Raw genomic sequence first — 19,510 nt, 5'->3', positions numbered from 1 at the left:
CGCGGGTACAGCTAGGCGTTTCGTTCCATACTGCGTGCCGCGTCGCGGACGCCGTTGAGTATCGGATCGGAAATGTACTGCGGGAAATCGTCCGGGAGGTTGTGCGCAACCTCGTCGAGGACACGCGGTGTTTGGCGAATAAGCTCATCCAACAAGGAGTCGATCCGGCTTCCCAGTCCGCATCGCCGGGCTGTTTCGCGCCAGTGCCGCGGGAGAATTCGTTGCCAATGATACTGCCGGTGCTGTCCCATCACCGCCATCGCCATACGCAACTCTTGAACGGCGATCCTGCCCCGTCCTCTCCCGACGAAGGGGTGCGCGGAGAGGACGTCATAGAGGGGCGTAAGTCGATACCGGCCGCCCGCGTCGAGATGGATGCTGAAGTTTTTTGCGTGTCCGTCAATGGCCGCGAGCAGCCAGAAGACAAGGGCGGCCCGGAAAAAGGTCAACCGGTCTTCATCCGCGCGGCTCGATCCGAGCAGCAGATTCATGACCCGCTCTATTCCCGGCCCTCCTTCCGATTCATATTTTGCAGACGGGGCAACTCCGAATGCCTGACACAGATCCTCCTGTGGAAGCCGGAGTATCCATGTGCCGTCGTCAGCGACGCGGCGGTCGAATCGTGTCACCACCAGCGTGGATACATCTTCGAAACGTTCCATGCTGCATTCCGCAATAGGGAGGCCGTATGCACGGACGATGCGCGAGCAGATCCATTCATTTTCCACCGACTGCGAGAGATCGATTCCTCCCACGCCGGTTGTGCCTATGGGGAGTTTGAATATGTGGGTTGTCGGCGTCGTGCCCGCCGGCAGCCGCCATCGTCCACGATGCCGCAACAGTGCGGTCTTCTCTTGCGCGCCGGCCAACGAGATACGAAACGGTTCTGTGCCTCGTGAGCCGGGTGTGTTTGCTGCCGGGATGCCGCGCAGGATGCGCGCAATGTCGTGCACGTTGAGCACACTGCTCTCTATCTGCCGGACGTCCGGAGGCGCCATATCCATTGGCACAATTTGTACGGCGCCCGCACAGTCGCGCCCGATCTCGGCCAACAGATCAAACGCCCGTGTGGAACGCAAGCCGAAGCGGCGTTGAATTCGCTCTCGGATGGTGCGATTGTCTGGCAGGAGGTTCTCAAAATAGTCCTCCACCACCGCGCCCTGATGCGGCACTCCGGGATCCTGCAGGGGTAGCGACAACGACAGTGGTCTCGCTGCAGCGGACGACATCCAGGACGCTTCGTACGCGAGATGGTGCGTCCCGTTGCCTGAAATCGACCAGCGTCCCACTCGGTCGCCGTTCATCCAGAGATCCAGCGCTTGTGTCGTGTTCCGGCGCGCCATCGCTTACCACTCCGGGGCCGCGGGTGCACCCTTCGGCAGAATGACCAGTTCCAAATCAAGGGCCGACAGGAGTTTGAACAGCGTCTCGATACTCGAACCCGCTCCCTGCCCCCCTTCGATGGCGGAAACGGTCTTTGCACGCATGCCTACTTTCGAGGCGGCGCGCTCCTGTGTCAACCCCCGCGCCCTGCGATATCCGCGTAACACGCTTCCCAGTTGCGCGGGTGTGGCAATAAACTGCTGCATGAGTATCTCCGGCTGTTTGATTCACCCGAAATATACCCCGCAGGGGATAAACCCGCAATATCCCCTATGAGGGATATTTGTCAATTATCCCTCACGAGGGATGCCCCCCCTACCCCCGCACCAGCCCCGCCGCACCCAGACCCGCGGCGCGGCCGGTGGACCAGGCCCACTGGAAGTTGTGGCCGCCGATAGGGCCGAAGGCGTCGAGCAATTCGCCGCAGAGGAAGAGTCCGGGCACGGCGCGGCATTGCAGGGTTTTGGGCGCGACCTCGCCGAGGGCCACACCGCCGCCGGTCACTTCGGCCACCGCGTAGCCGCCGGTGCCGCTCACGGGTAACGGACACGCGGCAAGCAGCGCCAGGGCCGACGCCCTCTCGGCACGCGTGAGATGCGCGAGCCGCTTTTTCGGATCGAGTCGTCCGATATTCAGCAGCGCCGCGGCCAGCCGCGCGGGCAGCGCGCGCTCGAAGACGCCGAGCAGGGTGCGCGAGGGTTCGGTCTCGAACAGTCCGCTCCATCCGGCCTCGTCCCTGCCGAGCCACGACACGGTCACGGCCGCTGTCTCCATCTCCGCGCGCCGCGCGCGCGCCACCACATGCGACACGTCGAGCACGGCCGGACCGGAGTACCCGCGGTGTGTAAACAAGAAGCCGCCCGTGGCGCGGGCCGTGTGCGCGCCCCTTGTGGCGGAGACGGTCGCGAGTATGGTGAGGCCCGAGAGCGAGGCAAACGTCTGCCTCGCATCGTACAGCGGCGTGAGCGCGGGATAGGGATCGATACAGGCGAGTCCGAGGCGCCGCGCGATGGGGAAAATGAATCCGTCGCTCCCCGTGGAGGGCACGGAGAGTCCGCCCGTGGCCAGCACCACGGCGCGTGCCCGCAGCGGATCGGGACGGCTGTCGACCGCGAGGAGCCACAAATCACCCTCGCGGCGCAGATCTGTGACACGTGTGTCGCCGAGAAAAGAGACACCCTTCTCCGCCGCCAGACGGCGCAATACGTCGCGCACGTCGCGCGCGCGATGTGATGCCGGGAAGTATTTGCCGCTCTCCTCCTCGAGCACAAGCGGCAATCGCGCGGTTTCCTCGAAGAAGCGCCGCTGCGCGTCGAGCGGAAACGAGAGCAGTATGTTGCGCAGCGTGTTTTTGGAGGAGTCGGTGGTAAAGCCGGCCGCATCGGCGACAGACGGCAGTATGTTGCAGCGCCCGCCGCCGCTGGCGAGAATCTTTTTCCCTCCCTGTGAGGTGCGTTCTACGAGCAGTGTGTCCGCGCCCGCTTCGGCCGCAAAGATCGCGGCCAACAGTCCGGCGGCCCCCGCGCCGACCACAATCACCTCCGCCCTGCCGTTGTATTCCATTGCCGAAAAATAGGGCGCCGCGCCTCAGCGACAAACGCCAATGTACGGCGGCGGGCTCGGCGAAGGTCCCAAAGTGCGTCCCGCTGCGCACAAAAAAACAGAAAAAAGTACTGCGACGATTTTTTCCTTGCTTTTTCAATTTCACCACCATATATTCTTCGTGCTCGCAATCCCAATACTGCACTCACGACGTACGTAAGCTCCCAATGGGGGGGCGCTTGCGTGTGTCTGCTCCCGCCCAGCACATGTGCCGTGCAATGTTCGTGATTGCGGAGTGCCCACAACCCTCGGTCTGCAATGTCATGCCTCCCGCCCGTCGCGGCGGGAACACCACGCGGCTCGCGCCGCGCGACGGTGAACTATTGCCCGTCCCGTTCACAGCGTCACGGAGTACATCATGAGAGCCACGATTGGTATCTGCCTGTTTTATATATGGACGATAGCCGCATCCGCCCAGGAGTGTATTGTGTATCCGGGATCGCTCACTGTTCCGGCGACCTACGGGTGCAACGGAACCTGGTCGGAATTACACGCGCCCATTGTCCCCACGGGGAACCGCGCGTACGTCCCGCCCGCGGGCAATTACATTTCCTTTGTGCTGTCGGAGACCAACAAGTACGACATCCCGGCCGATCAGAATGATGTGACACTGATCATCAGTGCGCCGCAGGGATGGGAGTTCCGTTCGAATGTCGCAAAGCCGTCGTATGTGTATCTCGACAATTCCGGCGACATCAATCTTCCGATGAGCAGCGCCCTTGTTGTCACAACCACGGCCATCGTGCTGACGTTCAGCTCGAACACCAACACGAACAAGTCCGACGACATCTATTTCTGCAACATCGAGGCGCGGCCGACGACGGGAGTGATTTCCGCGGGCGGCTCGACGCGGCACATGCTGCGCCTTTCCACCAATCCCGGCACGGGTGTGTTGAACGGCATCGTCGAAAACACCACGAGCTTCGGGTCTCTCACAATCACGCCGGGCGATTTCGGCAGCGGCGGCTACCTCGCGTTTATGTCGCCCATCGAGGATCGCACCGCATGTGACGACTTCGAACCCGTGCTCAAGACCGTCGACTGCGCGGGTAATCCGACCACCGTGGGCCTTCCCGCCTCACTGCCCGTGACGTTCACCGCTGATCCGACACCGGGCAACGGCTTTGTCGACACACTCATCGATGTCGGCGCCGGCTTCGAGAACGGTGTCGCGATTCTCGAGGGACGCCACATCCGGGAGACCGGCGTGTACCTGCTGGAGGGAGCGGCCACGGGCTACGCGACGGCGGTCACAAACGCCTTTACCATCGCCGCCTGCGGTCCCGACCACCTTACGTGGACGCGACAGCCCGCCGGCGATTATTACATGTGGCAGCCGCTTGCCATACAGCCGATGCTGCAGTTGCGTGATGTGTGGGAGAATCCCGTGTACATCCCCGGTGCCACGGTCACACTGACGCTCGATCCGGCCGAAACACTCAACCCCTACGATCCCGCGTCCTATGCCACGGGTCTACTGACGGTGACACTCGACCTCGACGCGTACGCCGTGTATTCCGGACTGCGCGTGTACAGCCAGTCACTCGGCTACTTCCGTTTTGATGCCACCACCAGCGCGGTGGCGGGATCGTGGAAGAGCAACCAGTTCTTCTTCGAGGCCCCGCTGCCCGTCGAGCTTGTCGCCTTCTCGGCGCAGCGCCGCAACGATGCCGTGTACCTCTCGTGGCGCACCGCCACCGAGAGCAACAGTCTGGGCTTCGAGGTGCAGCGGATCGCAAACACGGCGATGGACTGGACGGCGATCGGAAACGTCGAGGCGGCGGGCACGTCGAATTCCCCGCGTTCGTACACGTTTGTCGAGATGCTCCCCTTCTCGTTGCGGGCCCTGGATCTGCGCTACCGTCTGCGCCAGATCGACCGCGACGGATCGGCGCACTACTCACCCATTGTGACCGTGGCTGCAAAGCCGAGCGCCGGCAACGCGGTGGATGTCACACCCACGGTCCTGCGCGGCAACGCGACGGTTCGTGTGCTGCTTGTATCGGATGCGACCGTGACACTCACGATATACGACACGAACGGACGGCTTGTCGCCGTCCTGCTCGACAACGCCGTTTTGACCGCGGGCTCGCATCTCTTCCCGCTGGAACGCGCGGCGATGCGTCCGGGCGTGTACTTTATCGAGGCCATGACGAACAGCGGTTCTGCGCAGAGCCGCTTCATGGTCCATTAAAACGCGCGCGCCTCCCCGGGGGGTGGCGGGCGCGCGCGTTACCGTTTTACATGGGGACTTGGCGGATTGCCGGAGCCCGTGGGGTGCGTAAAAATTGTCCCGCTGAGCACACGGATCAACACGGAATACGGTTCCCGGCCCTGATATTCCCGCCTCCGGTGAGATGAGACTCACAACCTCGGTGCGCGGGATTTATCGCGGCGTGCTGATCTGGCGTGTTGTATCGATGGGCACCAGACGCTCGGCGTCGGGGGATCGCGGACCCGACCTCAGTATGTAAAACTCGATACGCCTGTTGCGCGCCTTGCCGAACGCGTCGGTGTTGGGCACGAGCGGCAAACTCTCGCCGAAGCCGCGTGTGCGCATGCGCGACGGATCGACGCCGAGGCGGGTGAGGAAATTCTTCACCGAGATGGAGCGCCGGTCGGACAGATCGAGATTGTATTCGTCGCTGGCGTCGGAATCGGTATGCCCGCGGATCTCGACCTCGAGTTCCGGGAACACGGTGAAGAGTTTTGCATTCTCCTCGAGGATGGGATACGATTCGGGACGGATGATATCCTTGTCCACTTCGAAGTTGACGCCGAAGAGGGTGATGATCTGCCCTTCGGTGATACGGATCGTGTCCGATGCCGACCTCGCGCGGATCACCCGTTCAGGTGTCCGTGCCCCGGGCCCTGACGAGAGCGCGAGATTCGCGTCCTTCGGACCCGTGTCAGGACAGCCGTCGGTGTCCTGGAAACCGTTGTAGGTCTCGGGATCGCGCGGACACACGTCGCGCTCGTCGGTCATGCCGTCACCATCGGTGTCGCGCTTGAGCGGATCGGTGTTTCGCGACGCGATTTCCTGGAAGTCGTCGAGCGTGTCGCCGTCGGTGTCGGGCGCGAGCGGATTCGTATGGTGTTTGACGATTTCGTCGAAGTCGTTCAGAAGGTCGTTATCGGTATCCGGGCGCAGGGGATCCGTGTGATGCGCGCGGTATTCGACGAAGTCGGGCAGCCCGTCGCCGTCGGTGTCGGGCAGTTTCGGATCGGTGTGCGCGCGCTCCACCTCGGTGAAGTCGTCGAGTCCGTCGCGGTCGCTGTCGAGCAGATTCGGATTGGTCGCCAGCAGCACTTCCCTGCCGTCGCTCAGACTGTCGCTGTCGCTGTCGCGGTTGAGAGGATTGGTGAGCAGCGTCTGCACTTCCTCGGCATCCTCGACGCCGTCGGCGTCGGAATCTTTTTCGGATGCGGATGTCCGATATTTTACGACTTCGACATAGTCCGTGAGTCCGTCACCGTCGCTGTCCTTGTCGAGCGGATTCGTGGCGTGTTTCAGGATCTCGTCGTAGTCGGTCAATCCGTCGCCGTCGGTGTCGGAATCGTACGGATTCGTCCCCCGCCGTTCCTCCTCGACGTTCACGAGGTGATCGCCGTCGATGTCGTCGTTTTCGAAGAGGAAGACTTTTGCGCCGAGTGTCAAGGTGAAATATCCGTCATTTCCTTCGGACTCCTCGGCAGCGCCGAGCTGCGTGCCCACCTCGCGCAGATGCGCGTCGCGCAGCTCATCCGGCGAGAAGGCGTCGAGATTATCGTCGAACAGGAAGTGGTAGCTGAACTCGAGATTGGCCGCGATGTTGCGGAACACAAAGACGTCCACACCGAATCCGGCGGGAATCGACAACGCCGCAAACGTTTCCTTTTTCGGGCGGTGCCGTACGCGTTCCTGCGCGTAATCGTCGGGTTTGTAGAAGCTGACCCCGCCTCCCGTCTGCACGTATCCGTTCAGATACCCGCGCGGGAAGAGGTTGAACTGCAGCAGCACATGGAAACCGCTGAAGGAGGAACTGCGCCGTATCAGGTTCTCCGTGCCGAACTGATACGCGTATGTGGCCTCCATGTTCCTGCGGCTTCGCCGCGTGTAGGACAGGGATCCGACCTGTGCGCCCAATCCGACCGAGAGTTCCGGCAGCACCGCGAAAGCCCCGCGGAAAACGGCCGCACGATCGACGAGTCCGTCCGAAAAATCGCCGCTGTATTTGGAAAGCCCGTAGCCCGCGGATAAGGAAAGCAGCCCGTCGGGATATCTGGGCCTTCCCGGATACTCCAGCGCCGTTTGTGCGTGAGCAACGATCCCGGTGATAAAAATACCAACTACAAGGCACAGGCCTTTCATTCCGCCTTCCCAAAATACGTGTTCTTCTGTGTATTATATCTCAAAATACAAAAACGCGGGATCGTTTGCACGATCCCGCGTCTATCTTCGATCGGTTTTGCGGTATCACGCGCCGCGAGCCCTATTCCTCCTTTGGTATATCGGGCGCCTCCTCGAACAGGCGCGGCTCGCCGGTGAGCAGGCGTGTATCGACCTCCTTCGACTCTCCGCGTTTGACGATGTAGAATTCGATGCGCCTGTTGCGCGCCTTCCCGAAGGCCGTGGTATTCGACGCCACCGGGCGGCTCTCGCCCAATCCCGACACGGTCAATCGCTCGGCCCGCACGCCATGTTCCTGCATGACACGCTGAACGGCCTTCGCGCGGCGGAGCGAGAGATCGGCGTTATGTTCTTCGCTTCCATCGGAATCGGTGTGGCCGCGGATTTCGACGGTCAAATCGGGATAGGCCTCGAAGAGCCGCGCGTTTTCCTCGAGAATGGGGAAGGACTCGGGCCTGATCACGTCGCGGTCCGGCTCAAAATTCACGCCGAAAAGTGTGAGGAGTCCGCCCTCGCGTATCACGAGTGTGTCGATGCGCAGCATCATGCCGGATTGACGCACAGTCTGCGCCGGCACACGCGGTGCTTCGGCAAAGCCGCCGCCACTCGCGCCGTCGGGGCATCCGTCGGCGTCGTCACTGCCGTTGAAGGTTTCCGCCAGAAGCGGACAGCGGTCGACATTGTCGGCATACCCGTCGCCGTCGGTGTCGCGGCTGATGGGGCTGGTGGCGGTGACACGTGCTTCCTCGCCGTCGCCGAGTCCGTCGCCGTCGCTGTCGGTCAACAGCGGATTCGTGCGCGCAGTGGCAACCTCGTCGTAGTCGGTGAGACCGTCACCATCACTGTCGGGATTCAGGGCGGCCGTGTGATAGGTCACCACTTCGTCGTAATCGGTAAGGCCATCCCCGTCCGAATCGGGCACCAACGGATCGGTGGCGTGTTTTCGGAGTTCCGAAAAATCGTTCAGGTTGTCGCGATCCGTATCGATCTCCCGCATGTTGGTGCGCGCGAACAACTCCTCGGCGTCGGTGAGTCCGTCGCCGTCGGTGTCTTTGGCGAGAGCATCGGACTTGTGCGTCTGAATTTCCTCCACATCCGACAGGCCGTCGCTGTCGGTGTCTGCTTCGAGGGGCGAGGTGCGGTATTTCACCGCCTCGACATAATCGTTCAGGCCGTCGCGGTCGCTGTCCTTGAGCAGTGGATTGCTCCGGTGCACGCGTACTTCCTCGTAATCCGAGAGCCCGTCCCCGTCGGTATCCGCGTCGTACGGATTGCTGCCTATGGATTCCTCCTCCGTGTTCGGGATGAGGTCGCCATCCATGTCCCCGTCTTCAAAGAGGAAGTACTTGATGCCGAAAGTCAGGACGGAATAACTGTCGCTCGATTCATCGGTGACCGAGAGCTGCTCCGAGTTCTGATCCATGGCCTGCGATCGGATGAGGTTCGTGTTGAAGGCGTCGAAATCGTCGCTGAACATAAAGTTCAATCGCCATTCTGCGTTGAGCGAGAGTGATCGCGTCAGGAACAGGTCCGCTCCCAGCCCCACGGGTATTGTCATCGATCCGAGATAATCCGACAGCGGCCGCGCCACGACCCGCTCCTGTGCATAATCGTCGGGATTAAAGAATGTGACACCCCCACCCACCAGAAAATACCCGTCGACCACCTGGCGGGGGAAGAAGTGAAGCCGTGCCTCGAGAGTGAAGGTGGAGTACCAGGTGCTGCGCCGCACGTAGTTCTCCTGGCCAAACTGATACTCGTACACGTTCCCGAGCATGCGCCTCCATCGTCGGTCATACTGCACACTACCGGCGTCAGCGCCTATTCCCAGTGAAATCTCCGGGAGTATCGAGTATTCGGCTCCAAGAACGTAGTGACTGCCCACGAGTCCGTCCGTGAATTCTCCGAGGTACTTGGTGTACCCCGTGCCTGCTTTGAGCGACAACAAGCCGCCCGGATAGCGTGGTCGACCATTGTATTCCAGGAGTGTTTGTGCCGAAGCACAATGCCCGATCAGCACAATGACGATAAAGATGGCCCTTTTCATTCTCGCCTCTTGCAAAATTCAACACGTTTGATCTTGCAAATTCAACAACCGGGCCAACTAGTGCAGTAATTGCCGATTCACTCCGTTGTAACCGTTTTCCTCATTATTTGGGCGTATTTGCAGAAATTGCGCAAAATGCACAAAAAGGCGCACGGAAAACCATGCACCTTTTGCAACAACAAATTGAAATTTCGGACGCAAAACTTAGCGTCGGAGTGTTTTTCGGGCTGCAGGCATGATAAAACTTGCGAGGAACAAAAGGGCGGCGATGGCCCCTGCATATCCTTCCCTGCCCTTCATCGAGTCGGGGAAGAGGCCGTCCATGGTTTCCACGTCGAGACCAAAAAACATATGATTCAATTCGGGAATATCGCAGCCGAAGAGCAGGCAGGTGGCGGTGGCGATAAAGGTCAGCACACAGGCCGAAAGCAGAAAGGCCGATCCGCGCTGTGCCGCGTACACAAAGGCGGCCGTGGCGGGAAAAACGAGCGCCAGTGTTATTCCAAACACTCCGTCATGTGTCTGAAGAATGTGGACGATCAGCACCGCATTGGCGAGGGTCCAGAACAGCAAACTCACGAGCATAGACACGACGGATGAACGAGGCGCAAGGCCCTGTTCCACCGACTGCCGGAAAAAGAGGTCTTGTACCAGCATCATCGGCAGCAGTTGCACCGTCACGAGCGGAAGGTCGAGCGCGCCGCTTAAGGCGAGCGTGGTCCATTTCCACGCCGGATCGAACTGTCCGCCGGAGAGATGATGCAGGGCCGCAACTCCGCCGAAGATCGCGACGAGCAGCACGGCCGCGACAAACCACGCGGCGGGGCGGCCGGGCACGGCACGCAGGCGGCGCAGCGATGCGAGATCCGCGCGGTACATAAAAAAGAGCAGCGGCAGCGGCAGCAGATACACGGGGAACAGCGCAAAACCCACAAGGCGAAATGCCAGCGGCGTATCCGCATGCAGCCACAGGTACTGGAGTGCCGCGGTGGCGACGGTGCCGGCGGCCAAAATACCGAAGAGGCGCGGTCCGCGGAGGTTCGATCGAAGGAGAAACGGTGCGTCCATGGTGTTCATGACGCGGCAAGATGGGAAAGAAAAATGCCGTGTGCAATCGCGAGGTTCAGCGACTCGGCCGCCCCGCGGCGCGGTATCGTGAGCACGGCGTCGCAGCGCGCGAGTGTGGCCTGCCGCAGGCCATGCGCCTCGTTGCCGAAGAGGAGAAGGACGGACTCCGGCGCCTGCCAGCGCGCTATGTCGACTGCATCGGTCGAAGCGGATGTGCCCGCGATGGTGCAGCCCGCGCTGTGTGCCACCTCGAACAGCGCGCTCTCGCTCTCGTACATCGCGATGGGCACGCGGAAGAGCGACCCCATGGTTGCGCGCACGACTTTGGGATTTGTCGGATCGACGCTGGTGGCCGAGAGGAGAAGTCCGGCGACACCGAACCAATCGCAGGTGCGGATGATGGTGCCGAGATTGCCCGGATCGGCCACGCCGTCGAGCGCGGCGTACACACCCGCAGGTGCTGCGGGCCGCAAGACGTCCTCCGTCCGCAAGGGCCGGAAGCGCGCCACCGCGACGAGTCCCTGCGCGTGCACGGTGTCGGACACATGCGCGATGTCGGACGCGGAGGCCAGGTACACCGGTACGCCGCGTGTTTCGATGTCGCGCAGCAGGGCGCGGTGACGCTCCAGTTTTTCGGCGTCGACCACGCAGTACTCGAGTCCGCGTGTCGCGAGCGCGTCACTCACGAGCCGCGCGCCCTCGAGCAGCACACAGCCCGTGTCCTCGCGGTGTTTTTTCTGCTTGAGCTGCTGTGCGGAGGCCCGGAGGCGTTTCGGAAGCGGAGGGTGCGCGCGCATGCGAGACGTCGGCCTCAGTTGTTCCGCGCGCCTTCGTCAATCCACGTGCGTATGCCCTTGAGCTGCGCGGCATTCACGATGATCGGCACGTTGATCGGATGCGGCAGCCGTCCGTCGATGCGCTGCATCAGCAGGCTCGCGCCGCTGTTGCCCGGCACAACGATGCCCGGCCGCGCGGTGGTGTTGATGTAGGTGGTCAGACTCAGATTCGAGGCGCGCGACTGATCGTCGTGGCAGCCGCCCACCGCGCAGCGCAGCGTAAAAAAGGGCTGCACGTGGCGGATGTAGCTCACGCCGGAATCGGGAAACACGATGTCGGTGTCGGGATTGGTGGTTCCGTCGCACGACGACAGCGAGGCAGCCGCGGCGAGGAACAGCACGAGCAGGCCTGGAAGAAGGAAACGTCTCATTCGTCCTCCCCGATGCCCAGCACCCTGATGCGGCCGTCGGTCGCGGCGCGAATCGTTTTCTGTGCGCGCACCGCTTCAATAAAGACATCCCTGTCCGATAATGCGGGCATGGCGGGCGACACGAGAATGTCCTTCTCGGGCAGATTGAAGAAGTCGTGCAGATGTCCGCCCACAAAACTGTTTGTCGCCACCGTGTACCGGCGCGCCGCATCGATGGGAGCGCCGTTCACCTCGGCCTGCAGGGCGTCCGAAGGCGCCTTCGAGCGGTCGTACGTGTAGCGCAGGCCGCTGACCTGGCAGAACTCGCGCTGTTTTCCGCCCTGCATTTCGAGCGCCGTGCGCAATTGCGCGCCTGTCAGTTCGAAGGTCACGATCTCGTTGCCGAAGGGACTGATTTCCCACAGATCACGCACGGTGATGGGTCCGGCGGGCAGATCCTTGCGTATGCCGCCGCTGTTCTGGAACGCAATGTCGGTTTTCGCGAACGCGCGCAGGGCGTCGGCCTGCCAGCTTCCGATATTGCTCTCGCGCGGACCGTGCGAGCGCGTCCAATCGGTTTCGAGCCGGCCGAGCACTTCGCGGAAACCGGCGTCGATCCTCGCCTCCTGCGCCGCGACGGCGCGCGCGATGACGGGGTCGGGTGTCACATCGGCGGCGCGGGTTTCGACGAGCGAACCCCAGCCGGACTCGATACGCTTCTGCGCGCGGTTCACGACCAGATCCAGCACGCCGAGCCAGCGGCCCTTGGCGCCCGCCTGCACGATCCACGTGTCGCCCACGCGCAGCGGCTTAAACAGCGCCGTGTGTGAATGTCCGCCGACGATCACGTTGATGCCCTGCACCCTGCGCGCGATGGCCGTGTCCTCCTCCACACCCATGTGGCTGAGGAGGACGATGAATTCCGTGCCAAAATTTGCGCGCAGTTCCGCGATCGCCTGGCGCACGGTCATGTCGGTCTCCAGCACCTCGATGTCGCGCACGTTGTCGCGCAGCGAGAGGGTCTTGAGTTCGGGCGGCGCGAGTCCGATGACACCGATGCGCAGTCCTCCGCGCTCGAGGACGCGGTAGCGCGGCACAAAGGGCGCGCCGATGCTCTTGTCCCACAAGTTTGCGGACACGATCGGAAACGTGCAGTGTTTCAGGAGCACGCGCAGTGTATCAGCGCCGTAATCGAATTCGTGATTGCCGAGTGTCATGACATCGGGCTGCATGAGTTCGAGCAGTTCGATCTGCGAGCCGCCGCGCGTCACGGCGCAGACCGGCGAACCCTGGAAGTCGTCGCCGGCGTGCAGCAGCAGCGTGTTGGGTTTCTCGGCGCGCGCGCGGTCGACATACGCCTTCAGCACGGCCGTGCCTCCGACCTCTATGGTCCTCTTGCCTCCCGCGCTGTCGGTCTTGGTGATCTTCGAGACGATGTTCTGCGAGTGAAAATCATTGTAGTGCAGGATGCGCAGCTCGACCTTTTCGGGCACCTGCCCGAACATCAATCCGGCCGCGAAAGGCAGGATCGCCGCGAACATCGTGAAACGTTTCAGAAGGGACATGGGGATGCCGGAATTGAGTGAGGGACGTGCCGAAGCGTCTAATGTCGTGTTTCGGCGGGAAAAGAAAAATGCCCGGCATGAGACCGGGCAGTGGGGGTAGCGCGTACGGGAATCGAACCCGTGTTTCGGCCTTGAGAGGGCCACGTCCTAGCCGCTAGACGAACGCGCCGAAAAAATGATCGGATTCCGCGTTGAGGTCGAAATCCGACTTGTACCGAGCTGCCCCTCTAGGGCTCGAACCTAGACTTTTCTGATCCAGAGTCAGACGTGTTGCCAATTACACCAAGGGGCAATTGTATCTGGCCCACAATTCTACGAGTATTTTTCTAAAAAAGCAAGTTTTCAAGGACAGCGGGACAGCGGGACAGCGGGACAGCGGGACAGCGGGACAGCAGGACAGCGGGACAGCAGGACAGCGGGACAGCGGGACAGCAGGACAGCGGGACAGCGGGACAGCAGGACAGCGGGACAGCGGGACAGCAGGACAGCGGGAGAGCGGCCGAAGGCCGCAAGAAAAAATCTCCTTTCCTCCGTTCCTCCTGTGTGCTTTTTTCTTTGCGCAACAAACTATTATGGATCAGCGGGAGAGCGGGAGAGCGACTCACCGTTTCACGATAACCAGCGGTCCGGTACGAAAGAGGAGGCGCGATGCCCACGACGGATACTGTGCGATGCTGCAGCCGCGCGAGTGATAATAGAGCATCACCTGGAAGGGATCGATGGAGGCGCAGGCGTCGGAGTCGGAGTCGAGGAAGCGCGCGTAATTGGCGCGCACGCCGCGATAGCGCAACTGTGTGGGTTTTGCGCGCAGTGTGTACGCGGCGAGCGCGGCGAGGCGGCGCAGCAGCACACCCGGCGCGCGCAGCAGCGGCGCGTCGAGCAGTGGCAGGAAAAATTTCACGATGCGCCAGCGTGTCGGAAGCTCGCGATACGAGCGCGCCGCAATGCCCATCGGCGCCCAGAAACGGACGTACCACGAAGGCAGCAGCAGCGCGGCGCCGCCGGGCCTGAGCACGCGGAGGATTTCCTCGAGCATGCGCTGCGGCGCGTGGACGTGCTCGAGTGTGTGCAGCGTCATCACCGCGCCGAACGTGGATGCGGCAAACGGCAGCGCCGTGGCGGAAGCCGTCGCGTAGGGTCTGCGCAGATACGCGCCGCAGCGCGGACTGATGTCGATTCCCGTATACTCCTCGACACGGTCCTGATACGGCGCGTGGCCGCAACCGACTTCGAGCAGCGGTGTGCCGGCGGGACAATATTCGCGGAGAAATGCCTCGACAACGTCGCGCTCCCACGATTCCCTGCCCTCCTCGCGCGCGGCATCGGGTTCGGTGCCCATCTCGTACACGGCATCGTAAAAACGCCGCGCCTCGGGCGGGATGAGATGCTCGGAGTTCATGCCGCGTGTATGTGCAGGCCGGCCCGCATGCCTACTTCAGTACGGAGAATTTGCCGACCTGCTCCTTGGTGTCGGTACCGAAATCGAGCAGCAGCTTGAAGAAGTACACGCCGTTTGCGAGGTCCGCGCCGTCGCCATCACGACCGTCCCATGACACGCGGTTAAATCCGATATGGACCGAACCCGCCTCGGCCTCGATCTCGCGGATGAGACGGCCGGCCACGGTGTAGATTTTCACACGCGCGCGTTCGGGAGCGCGTGTGCCGGTGACGCGGAAGGTGAAGTCCATCGGACCCGCGGTCGGACTCGGGAAGGGATAGACATTGTCGATCCCCTGCACCGAACTCACGTAGAATCGCACCTGGTACGGAATCGTGTCGGCCGCGTTGCCGCTTGCGTCGCGTCCGCTCACCGCCAGTGTGTGCGCGCGCGGATTTGTTCCCGCCGGCATGAGGTCGGGCGTGAACACGATCAGCGCCTTCTCGGAGCCGGACGACGGGAATTCGTAGCGGAGCACGGGATTGGCATTCAACCAGACGCGTGATCCGTCGAGGAAAATCTGCACGCTCGAAGTGTCGGTGACGGGCAGCGGACCGTCGTCGCGCAGTGTCATCGTGATGCGCGGACGCGGCGACACATAGTCGTTGTTCGCGATTGTCACGTCGTCGAAGAGGACCTCCAGTACCGGCCTGTCGGCATCTTTCGCGGTGTTGAAATGATCGGAGTAGGTGTTGTTGCCCCTGTAGTATTCCACCCGTCTGTTCGTGCTGCCGACGGTGATGTCGTAGGCGATCTCGCCGCGCAAGCCGGCGGTCGGAAGCGACAGTTCGGCTGTGCCGAACGATCCGCGGCCGGCGGGCACACGCTGCAACATCGTCGAAACACTGCGTCCCGCGGCGTCACCCGGAAGGCGGATCGCCACCTCCACACTGTCCGCATCGGACGTGCCCGCGTTGTACACATCGACACGCACACGGTACGGATCGCCTTCCTGCAGTTCCGACGATTCCGCGCGGACCACCTGGCTGGTGATGCCGAGTTCCGGGAAGCGCGATTCAAAACGCGCATCCCATGCGCTCATCAGTACGTCGGTGCCGGTGCCGCGCAACGTGGCCTCGAGACGCAGGGTGGGATGTAGCGATGCGGGGATGGCCGAGATGTCGAGATCCTGCGACAGGTCGAGCGACGGATATTGCGCGAGCAGCGTGTCACCGGAGGAGCCGGTTGCGAAGAGCGACAGATCGATGCGGCTGCTCCCCGTGAGTATGCCGGTGAGACGCGCGGTGGACCACACGGTTGCCGGACCGATCACCGGCGATCTCATCGTCCCCTGCCGGGAGGGAATCTCGATCGTGTCGACTGCGAGAGCCGATCCGTAACGCATCCAAAGGTCGCGGGCGGATGCAGGGTCGGACTTGCGTCCGATCAGCGCGTAGGAGTCCTGAAAACCCACGCTATCGATGAGCTGCGCACCGAACAGCTTCAGGGCGGCGCGCAGTTGTGGTGTGATGTTGCTGCCGTTCGGGGAGACGGGAGGCCAGCCGTTTGCGTCGTCCTTCACCGCGACAAGCAGGATGCGGTCGGCGGGCAGATCGCGCAGGAAGCGTTCCATCGCATCGGCCACGGTGGTGCCCGCGTACGTATCGAAGACGAGCGTATCCGACACGGTGCCCGTCGTGGTGTCGATCACGGCCACATTAAATCCACGGCGGTTCGGGGAGACGTCCTTTCCATCCACACGCAACACCGCCGTGATGATTTCCACCTGATTTGCGGCCGCGCTGAATGCCTCGAGTCGCAACGGACGCGAACCGGGCGCAACCGCACCATCCTCGCGCACACGGAGGGCGACACGATCATTGGTCGCGAAACCGAGCGAATCGTCCTGCCTCCACATGTGCTGCTGCTCCGCAGGTCCGTCCGCAGTGTAAAACACGAGTGTCGACGACCACTGCTGTGCGACCGCATCCGACACAAGCCGCGCGCGCCAGAACCAGCGGCGTACCGCCGCGCCCGGGGGCAGCACCGCGTCGAAGTGTGTGAAGACCGGCTCAGCCGACTTCCTGAGCCGCAGCGCCGGATTCGAGAACAGCGGTTCTTCCGCAATCTCGACTTCGATGCGCGGCGACAAGGCGGGCACGGGCACACGCGACGGATTCGCGACGAGCAGCCGCACGGTGTCGCTACTGCCCCGGCGGACCACGTCGTATGCGGCGGGGAATACGGGCGCCACGCCGCGCGGCAACACGGTGCGCTGTATCGAGGCGGTGTTGTTTGTCGTTGTGAATTCGCTGAGCCGCAACGACGGATCGACGGCAATGTCGATGCGTACTGGTCCCACCACATCGCGGAAATCATACGCCCATGTCACCGAGTCGCGCAAGCGCGGAGGCGCGATGCGGCGCGTGTGCTCAAATACCGTGTTCCCATCGCGGCTGATCGTGAGGCGCACGTCGACGCTGTCGGTCAGGCAACGCCCGAGGTTGCGGACGACGGCCGTGATGCGTGTGGGCTCGAACTGCATCAGGCCGGCGGGCGACACCGAGACGTCGGAGGCGTCGACCGCGAGATCGGGTCCGGGTGCAAGCGGGAGACGTGTTGCGGGATCCCCGAAGAGTGCATACTGATCGACGGTGCTGCGTGTTATTTCGTCGTTGCCGCGGGGTTTCGACCATGCGATGAGATAGTTCTTCGCGAACCTCGACAGCTCGCCGTATGTGCGGACGCCCTTTTTCAACATACCGTCGAAGAGGCCGTCGCTCAACACGTTGTCGTGCCCGATCTCGCCGAGCCCGGAGGTGCCGTAGGTCGCTATGGCGCCGTTTTCGCGCGAGAGGATGAAGCGTTCGTTGAGGCCTGTCTCGAATGGTTCGGCGAAGTGCGCGGTGTTGCACGACATGGTGAGGAAGAAGGGGTACTTCCCTTTCAGGGAGAACACATCGGGCCGTTCGACACCGACGTCGATGATGCGTGTACCGCCGTGGCCGATGAAGTAGAACCAATTGACGCCGCGGTTCGCCTCGGAGATGAGTGTGTCGAGGTCGTTGTAACTGACAGGCAGATCGGGCCGGGTCTTGACCATGACCCGTCCGTCGAGGCAGTAGGGCTGCATCCATTCCGCCATGATCGACGTCACGGGAGGTTTGAGGTAGAATTCCTGCTCGAGCACACTTTTCCCGCCCACGCTGAACAGGAAACGGTTGAACCACTGCTGCGGCGGCAGGGCCTCGTATTCGAGCACCTTGTCCACGACGGCCGCCGCTTCGTCGACGGTCTGCGCCGGGATGCGCGCGATGGAGGAGTACGGAGCGTAGTCGCCGGAGTCGACACCGAAGGCGACGTAGTAATTGTCGCTGACAGGATTGCCCCAGGCGGGCACGAGGTCGCTGCTCGCGGAATTCTCGAGCTGCGCGCGCGCGTCCCAGCTCGCGTCGCCCAGCAGCAGCACAAAGCGCGGTGCGAGTCCGCCCGACAGCGCATGGACGTTGGCCAGGTACGCGCGTATTGCTTTCGGATGTTTGCGTCCGAAATTATAGACGTCGTAGATGTCGTCCACATCGGCGACCAGGGTGCTGTATCCGTCGGCAGTGCGGCGGTAGGACGCGAGCCGCTCGGCCTCGGCACGCAGGGACCCGTGTGTGACCACGATGTAGTCGGCTCCGACACTCAGGGCCGGGAGATTCGGCGGGGTGACCAGTCTCATCGCCGCGGGTTTCCTCGTGCCCTCGCGCGTGAAAAAGATAGACAGATCGGACGCACGCAGCCCGGCGCTCACACGCACATCGGGCGGCGTGCCCGTACTGTCGAATCCCTGCAGGAGGGTGCCGCGGGTGTAATTGAGTCCGGTAATCGCGCTGTCCCCGAATCCGCCGATGGTGACGCGGCGTATGGCGGTGCTTGTGTCGGTAACGGAACGGACGGCCGCGTATCCGCCGGCGACGGTCGCGGCGGCGTCGTAACGCAGGCGCGCCCAATCCACATACATGCGCTCGATGGTGCAGGTCGGATTCTGCGGCGGGCATTCGACAATCTGCGCGTTGATGACAAGCAGCGTGTCGGAAACACGCAGCAGGCCCGCGGGAACGGTGATGACGCGGTCGCGGATTTCGTTGTCGCTCAGGTCGTATTCGTCGAGCTGCGTGCCGCGCGCGACAACACGAACCCGCACGGGATCGCGCGAGGAGTGTTTCACCCGCAGCAGCAGTTCAGCCGCACCGCCCGTATATCCGCGCAACGTGAACGGTATACGGAGGGTGTCCTTCTTGAAGAGGTACTGCCACATCCAGGTTTTACCCGGCAGGTAGTCGCTCGTGTTGCCGTCGGTGTTGTCGTGATCGCCGAAGTGAAAGGCATGATCCTCCTCGAGGCGCAGATCGACGGTGAGCGACGACAGCGCCGGTTCCGACGGAGGGGTCGCGTCCCCGGGCCTGTACCGCAATCCGGGATCACCGCCCCAGCGCAGAAACAGCGCGTTGCGCGTTTCCCAGAAATCGTAATAGCCGAATTCGCCGCCGTCCAGTCGCGGCGCATAAAAAAGGATCTCGTCATCCGATTCCAAGCTGCCGTCGTCCTCGCCGCGCACAAGCAGTGGCTGTTCGAGACCGCCGAGAAACAGACGGAAGCTGCGCGGATCGATGGACGAGACGGGCACTCCAGCGTCCGCGAGATCGTCGCGCGTCAGCCGGTACACACCGCTTTCGATGGTGCGGATTTTCAGCATGGTCTCCGCGCTCGCGAACCAGCGCGGCGGCTGCACGATGGGGCCGGGCACCTGCGCCTGCGCCTGCCACAGCGCTGCGAGCAGCAGCAACGGAAACAATCGGGCGCGTTTCATGACCGGACACTGCACCATGTGAAACGAATACGCACG

12 protein-coding genes and 2 tRNA genes are annotated in these 19,510 nt (G+C 62.5%); 1 reads left to right on the top strand and 13 read right to left on the bottom strand.

The window, feature by feature from the left end; genetic code table 11:
• Positions 1-11: 11 nt before the first annotated feature.
• The 3 genes from HY962_11925 to HY962_11915 all read right to left on the bottom strand — a co-directional run bounded on the left by HY962_11925 (position 12) and on the right by HY962_11915 (position 2,946).
• Positions 12-1,343, bottom strand: coding sequence for a type II toxin-antitoxin system HipA family toxin (locus HY962_11925; protein MBI5647629.1), 1,332 nt, complete (start codon positions 1,341-1,343; stop codon positions 12-14).
• Between the two features lie 3 nt (positions 1,344-1,346).
• Complete coding sequence (locus HY962_11920; GenBank protein ID MBI5647628.1) at positions 1,347-1,589, bottom strand: helix-turn-helix transcriptional regulator; 243 nt, start codon at positions 1,587-1,589, stop codon at positions 1,347-1,349.
• A 109-nt stretch (positions 1,590-1,698) separates the two neighbouring features.
• Positions 1,699-2,946: an aminoacetone oxidase family FAD-binding enzyme gene (locus HY962_11915; protein MBI5647627.1), complete on the bottom strand. Its 1,248-nt coding sequence runs from the start codon at positions 2,944-2,946 to the stop codon at positions 1,699-1,701.
• Positions 2,947-3,343: 397 nt separating this feature from the next.
• On the opposite strand from HY962_11915, the gene HY962_11910 reads away from it, so the two are divergent.
• Entirely contained in the window at positions 3,344-5,179 is a 1,836-nt protein-coding gene (locus tag HY962_11910) for a T9SS type A sorting domain-containing protein (protein MBI5647626.1), read from the top strand.
• A 192-nt stretch (positions 5,180-5,371) separates the two neighbouring features.
• On the opposite strand, the gene HY962_11905 is transcribed toward HY962_11910, so the two are convergent.
• The 10 genes from HY962_11905 to HY962_11860 form a co-directional block, all read right to left on the bottom strand.
• Positions 5,372-7,336: an OmpA family protein gene (locus HY962_11905; protein ID MBI5647625.1), complete on the bottom strand. Its 1,965-nt coding sequence runs from the start codon at positions 7,334-7,336 to the stop codon at positions 5,372-5,374.
• 121 nt (positions 7,337-7,457) lie between these two features.
• The gene (locus HY962_11900) at positions 7,458-9,422 is read right to left on the bottom strand and encodes an OmpA family protein (GenBank protein MBI5647624.1); all 1,965 of its coding nucleotides are present in this window, start codon (positions 9,420-9,422) and stop codon (positions 7,458-7,460) included.
• 204 nt (positions 9,423-9,626) lie between these two features.
• Complete coding sequence (locus HY962_11895; protein MBI5647623.1) at positions 9,627-10,490, bottom strand: hypothetical protein; 864 nt, start codon at positions 10,488-10,490, stop codon at positions 9,627-9,629.
• Between the two features lie 5 nt (positions 10,491-10,495).
• Positions 10,496-11,287 (bottom strand): RNA methyltransferase, encoded by a 792-nt coding sequence (locus HY962_11890; protein ID MBI5647622.1) that lies wholly within the window; start codon positions 11,285-11,287, stop codon positions 10,496-10,498.
• A gap of 14 nt (positions 11,288-11,301) precedes the next feature.
• Complete coding sequence (locus HY962_11885) at positions 11,302-11,697, bottom strand: hypothetical protein (GenBank protein MBI5647621.1); 396 nt, start codon at positions 11,695-11,697, stop codon at positions 11,302-11,304.
• Positions 11,694-13,241, bottom strand: a complete 1,548-nt coding sequence (locus HY962_11880) for a bifunctional metallophosphatase/5'-nucleotidase (GenBank protein ID MBI5647620.1) — start codon at positions 13,239-13,241, stop codon at positions 11,694-11,696. The genes HY962_11885 and HY962_11880 overlap by 4 nt, the downstream gene beginning before the upstream one ends.
• Positions 13,242-13,338: 97 nt before the next feature.
• Positions 13,339-13,410 (bottom strand) — tRNA-Glu (locus HY962_11875).
• Positions 13,411-13,460: 50 nt separating this feature from the next.
• A tRNA-Gln gene (locus HY962_11870) sits at positions 13,461-13,533 on the bottom strand.
• A 309-nt stretch (positions 13,534-13,842) separates the two neighbouring features.
• On the bottom strand, positions 13,843-14,640 hold the full coding sequence (locus HY962_11865) for a class I SAM-dependent methyltransferase (protein ID MBI5647619.1): 798 nt from the start codon (positions 14,638-14,640) through the stop codon (positions 13,843-13,845).
• Positions 14,641-14,671: 31 nt separating this feature from the next.
• A complete protein-coding gene (locus HY962_11860; protein MBI5647618.1) occupies positions 14,672-19,474 on the bottom strand; it encodes a hypothetical protein in 4,803 nt (1,600 codons plus the stop codon).
• Positions 19,475-19,510 lie beyond the last annotated feature (36 nt).

The sequence above is a fragment of the Ignavibacteriota bacterium genome (assembly GCA_016218045.1).
GTDB lineage: Bacteria > Bacteroidota > Ignavibacteria > SZUA-365 > SZUA-365 > JACRFB01.
The sequence above is the reverse complement of the archived record's forward strand: the minus strand, read 5'-3'. Positions and strand labels throughout refer to the sequence as shown.

What these genes read in the sequence shown, in the direction of transcription:
- HY962_11880 (MBI5647620.1), bottom strand. Translation starts at nt 13,241, where the DNA reads ATGTCCCTTCTGAAACGTTTCACGATGTTCGCGGCGATCCTGCCTTTC.
- HY962_11890 (MBI5647622.1), bottom strand. Translation starts at nt 11,287, where the DNA reads ATGCGCGCGCACCCTCCGCTTCCGAAACGCCTCCGGGCCTCCGCACAG.
- HY962_11920 (MBI5647628.1), bottom strand. Translation starts at nt 1,589, where the DNA reads ATGCAGCAGTTTATTGCCACACCCGCGCAACTGGGAAGCGTGTTACGC.
- HY962_11900 (MBI5647624.1), bottom strand. Translation starts at nt 9,422, where the DNA reads ATGAAAAGGGCCATCTTTATCGTCATTGTGCTGATCGGGCATTGTGCT.
- HY962_11865 (MBI5647619.1), bottom strand. Translation starts at nt 14,640, where the DNA reads ATGAACTCCGAGCATCTCATCCCGCCCGAGGCGCGGCGTTTTTACGAT.
- HY962_11910 (MBI5647626.1), top strand. Translation starts at nt 3,344, where the DNA reads ATGAGAGCCACGATTGGTATCTGCCTGTTTTATATATGGACGATAGCC.
- HY962_11885 (MBI5647621.1), bottom strand. Translation starts at nt 11,697, where the DNA reads ATGAGACGTTTCCTTCTTCCAGGCCTGCTCGTGCTGTTCCTCGCCGCG.
- HY962_11915 (MBI5647627.1), bottom strand. Translation starts at nt 2,946, where the DNA reads ATGGAATACAACGGCAGGGCGGAGGTGATTGTGGTCGGCGCGGGGGCC.
- HY962_11895 (MBI5647623.1), bottom strand. Translation starts at nt 10,490, where the DNA reads ATGGACGCACCGTTTCTCCTTCGATCGAACCTCCGCGGACCGCGCCTC.
- HY962_11905 (MBI5647625.1), bottom strand. Translation starts at nt 7,336, where the DNA reads ATGAAAGGCCTGTGCCTTGTAGTTGGTATTTTTATCACCGGGATCGTT.
- HY962_11925 (MBI5647629.1), bottom strand. Translation starts at nt 1,343, where the DNA reads ATGGCGCGCCGGAACACGACACAAGCGCTGGATCTCTGGATGAACGGC.
- HY962_11860 (MBI5647618.1), bottom strand. Translation starts at nt 19,474, where the DNA reads ATGAAACGCGCCCGATTGTTTCCGTTGCTGCTGCTCGCAGCGCTGTGG.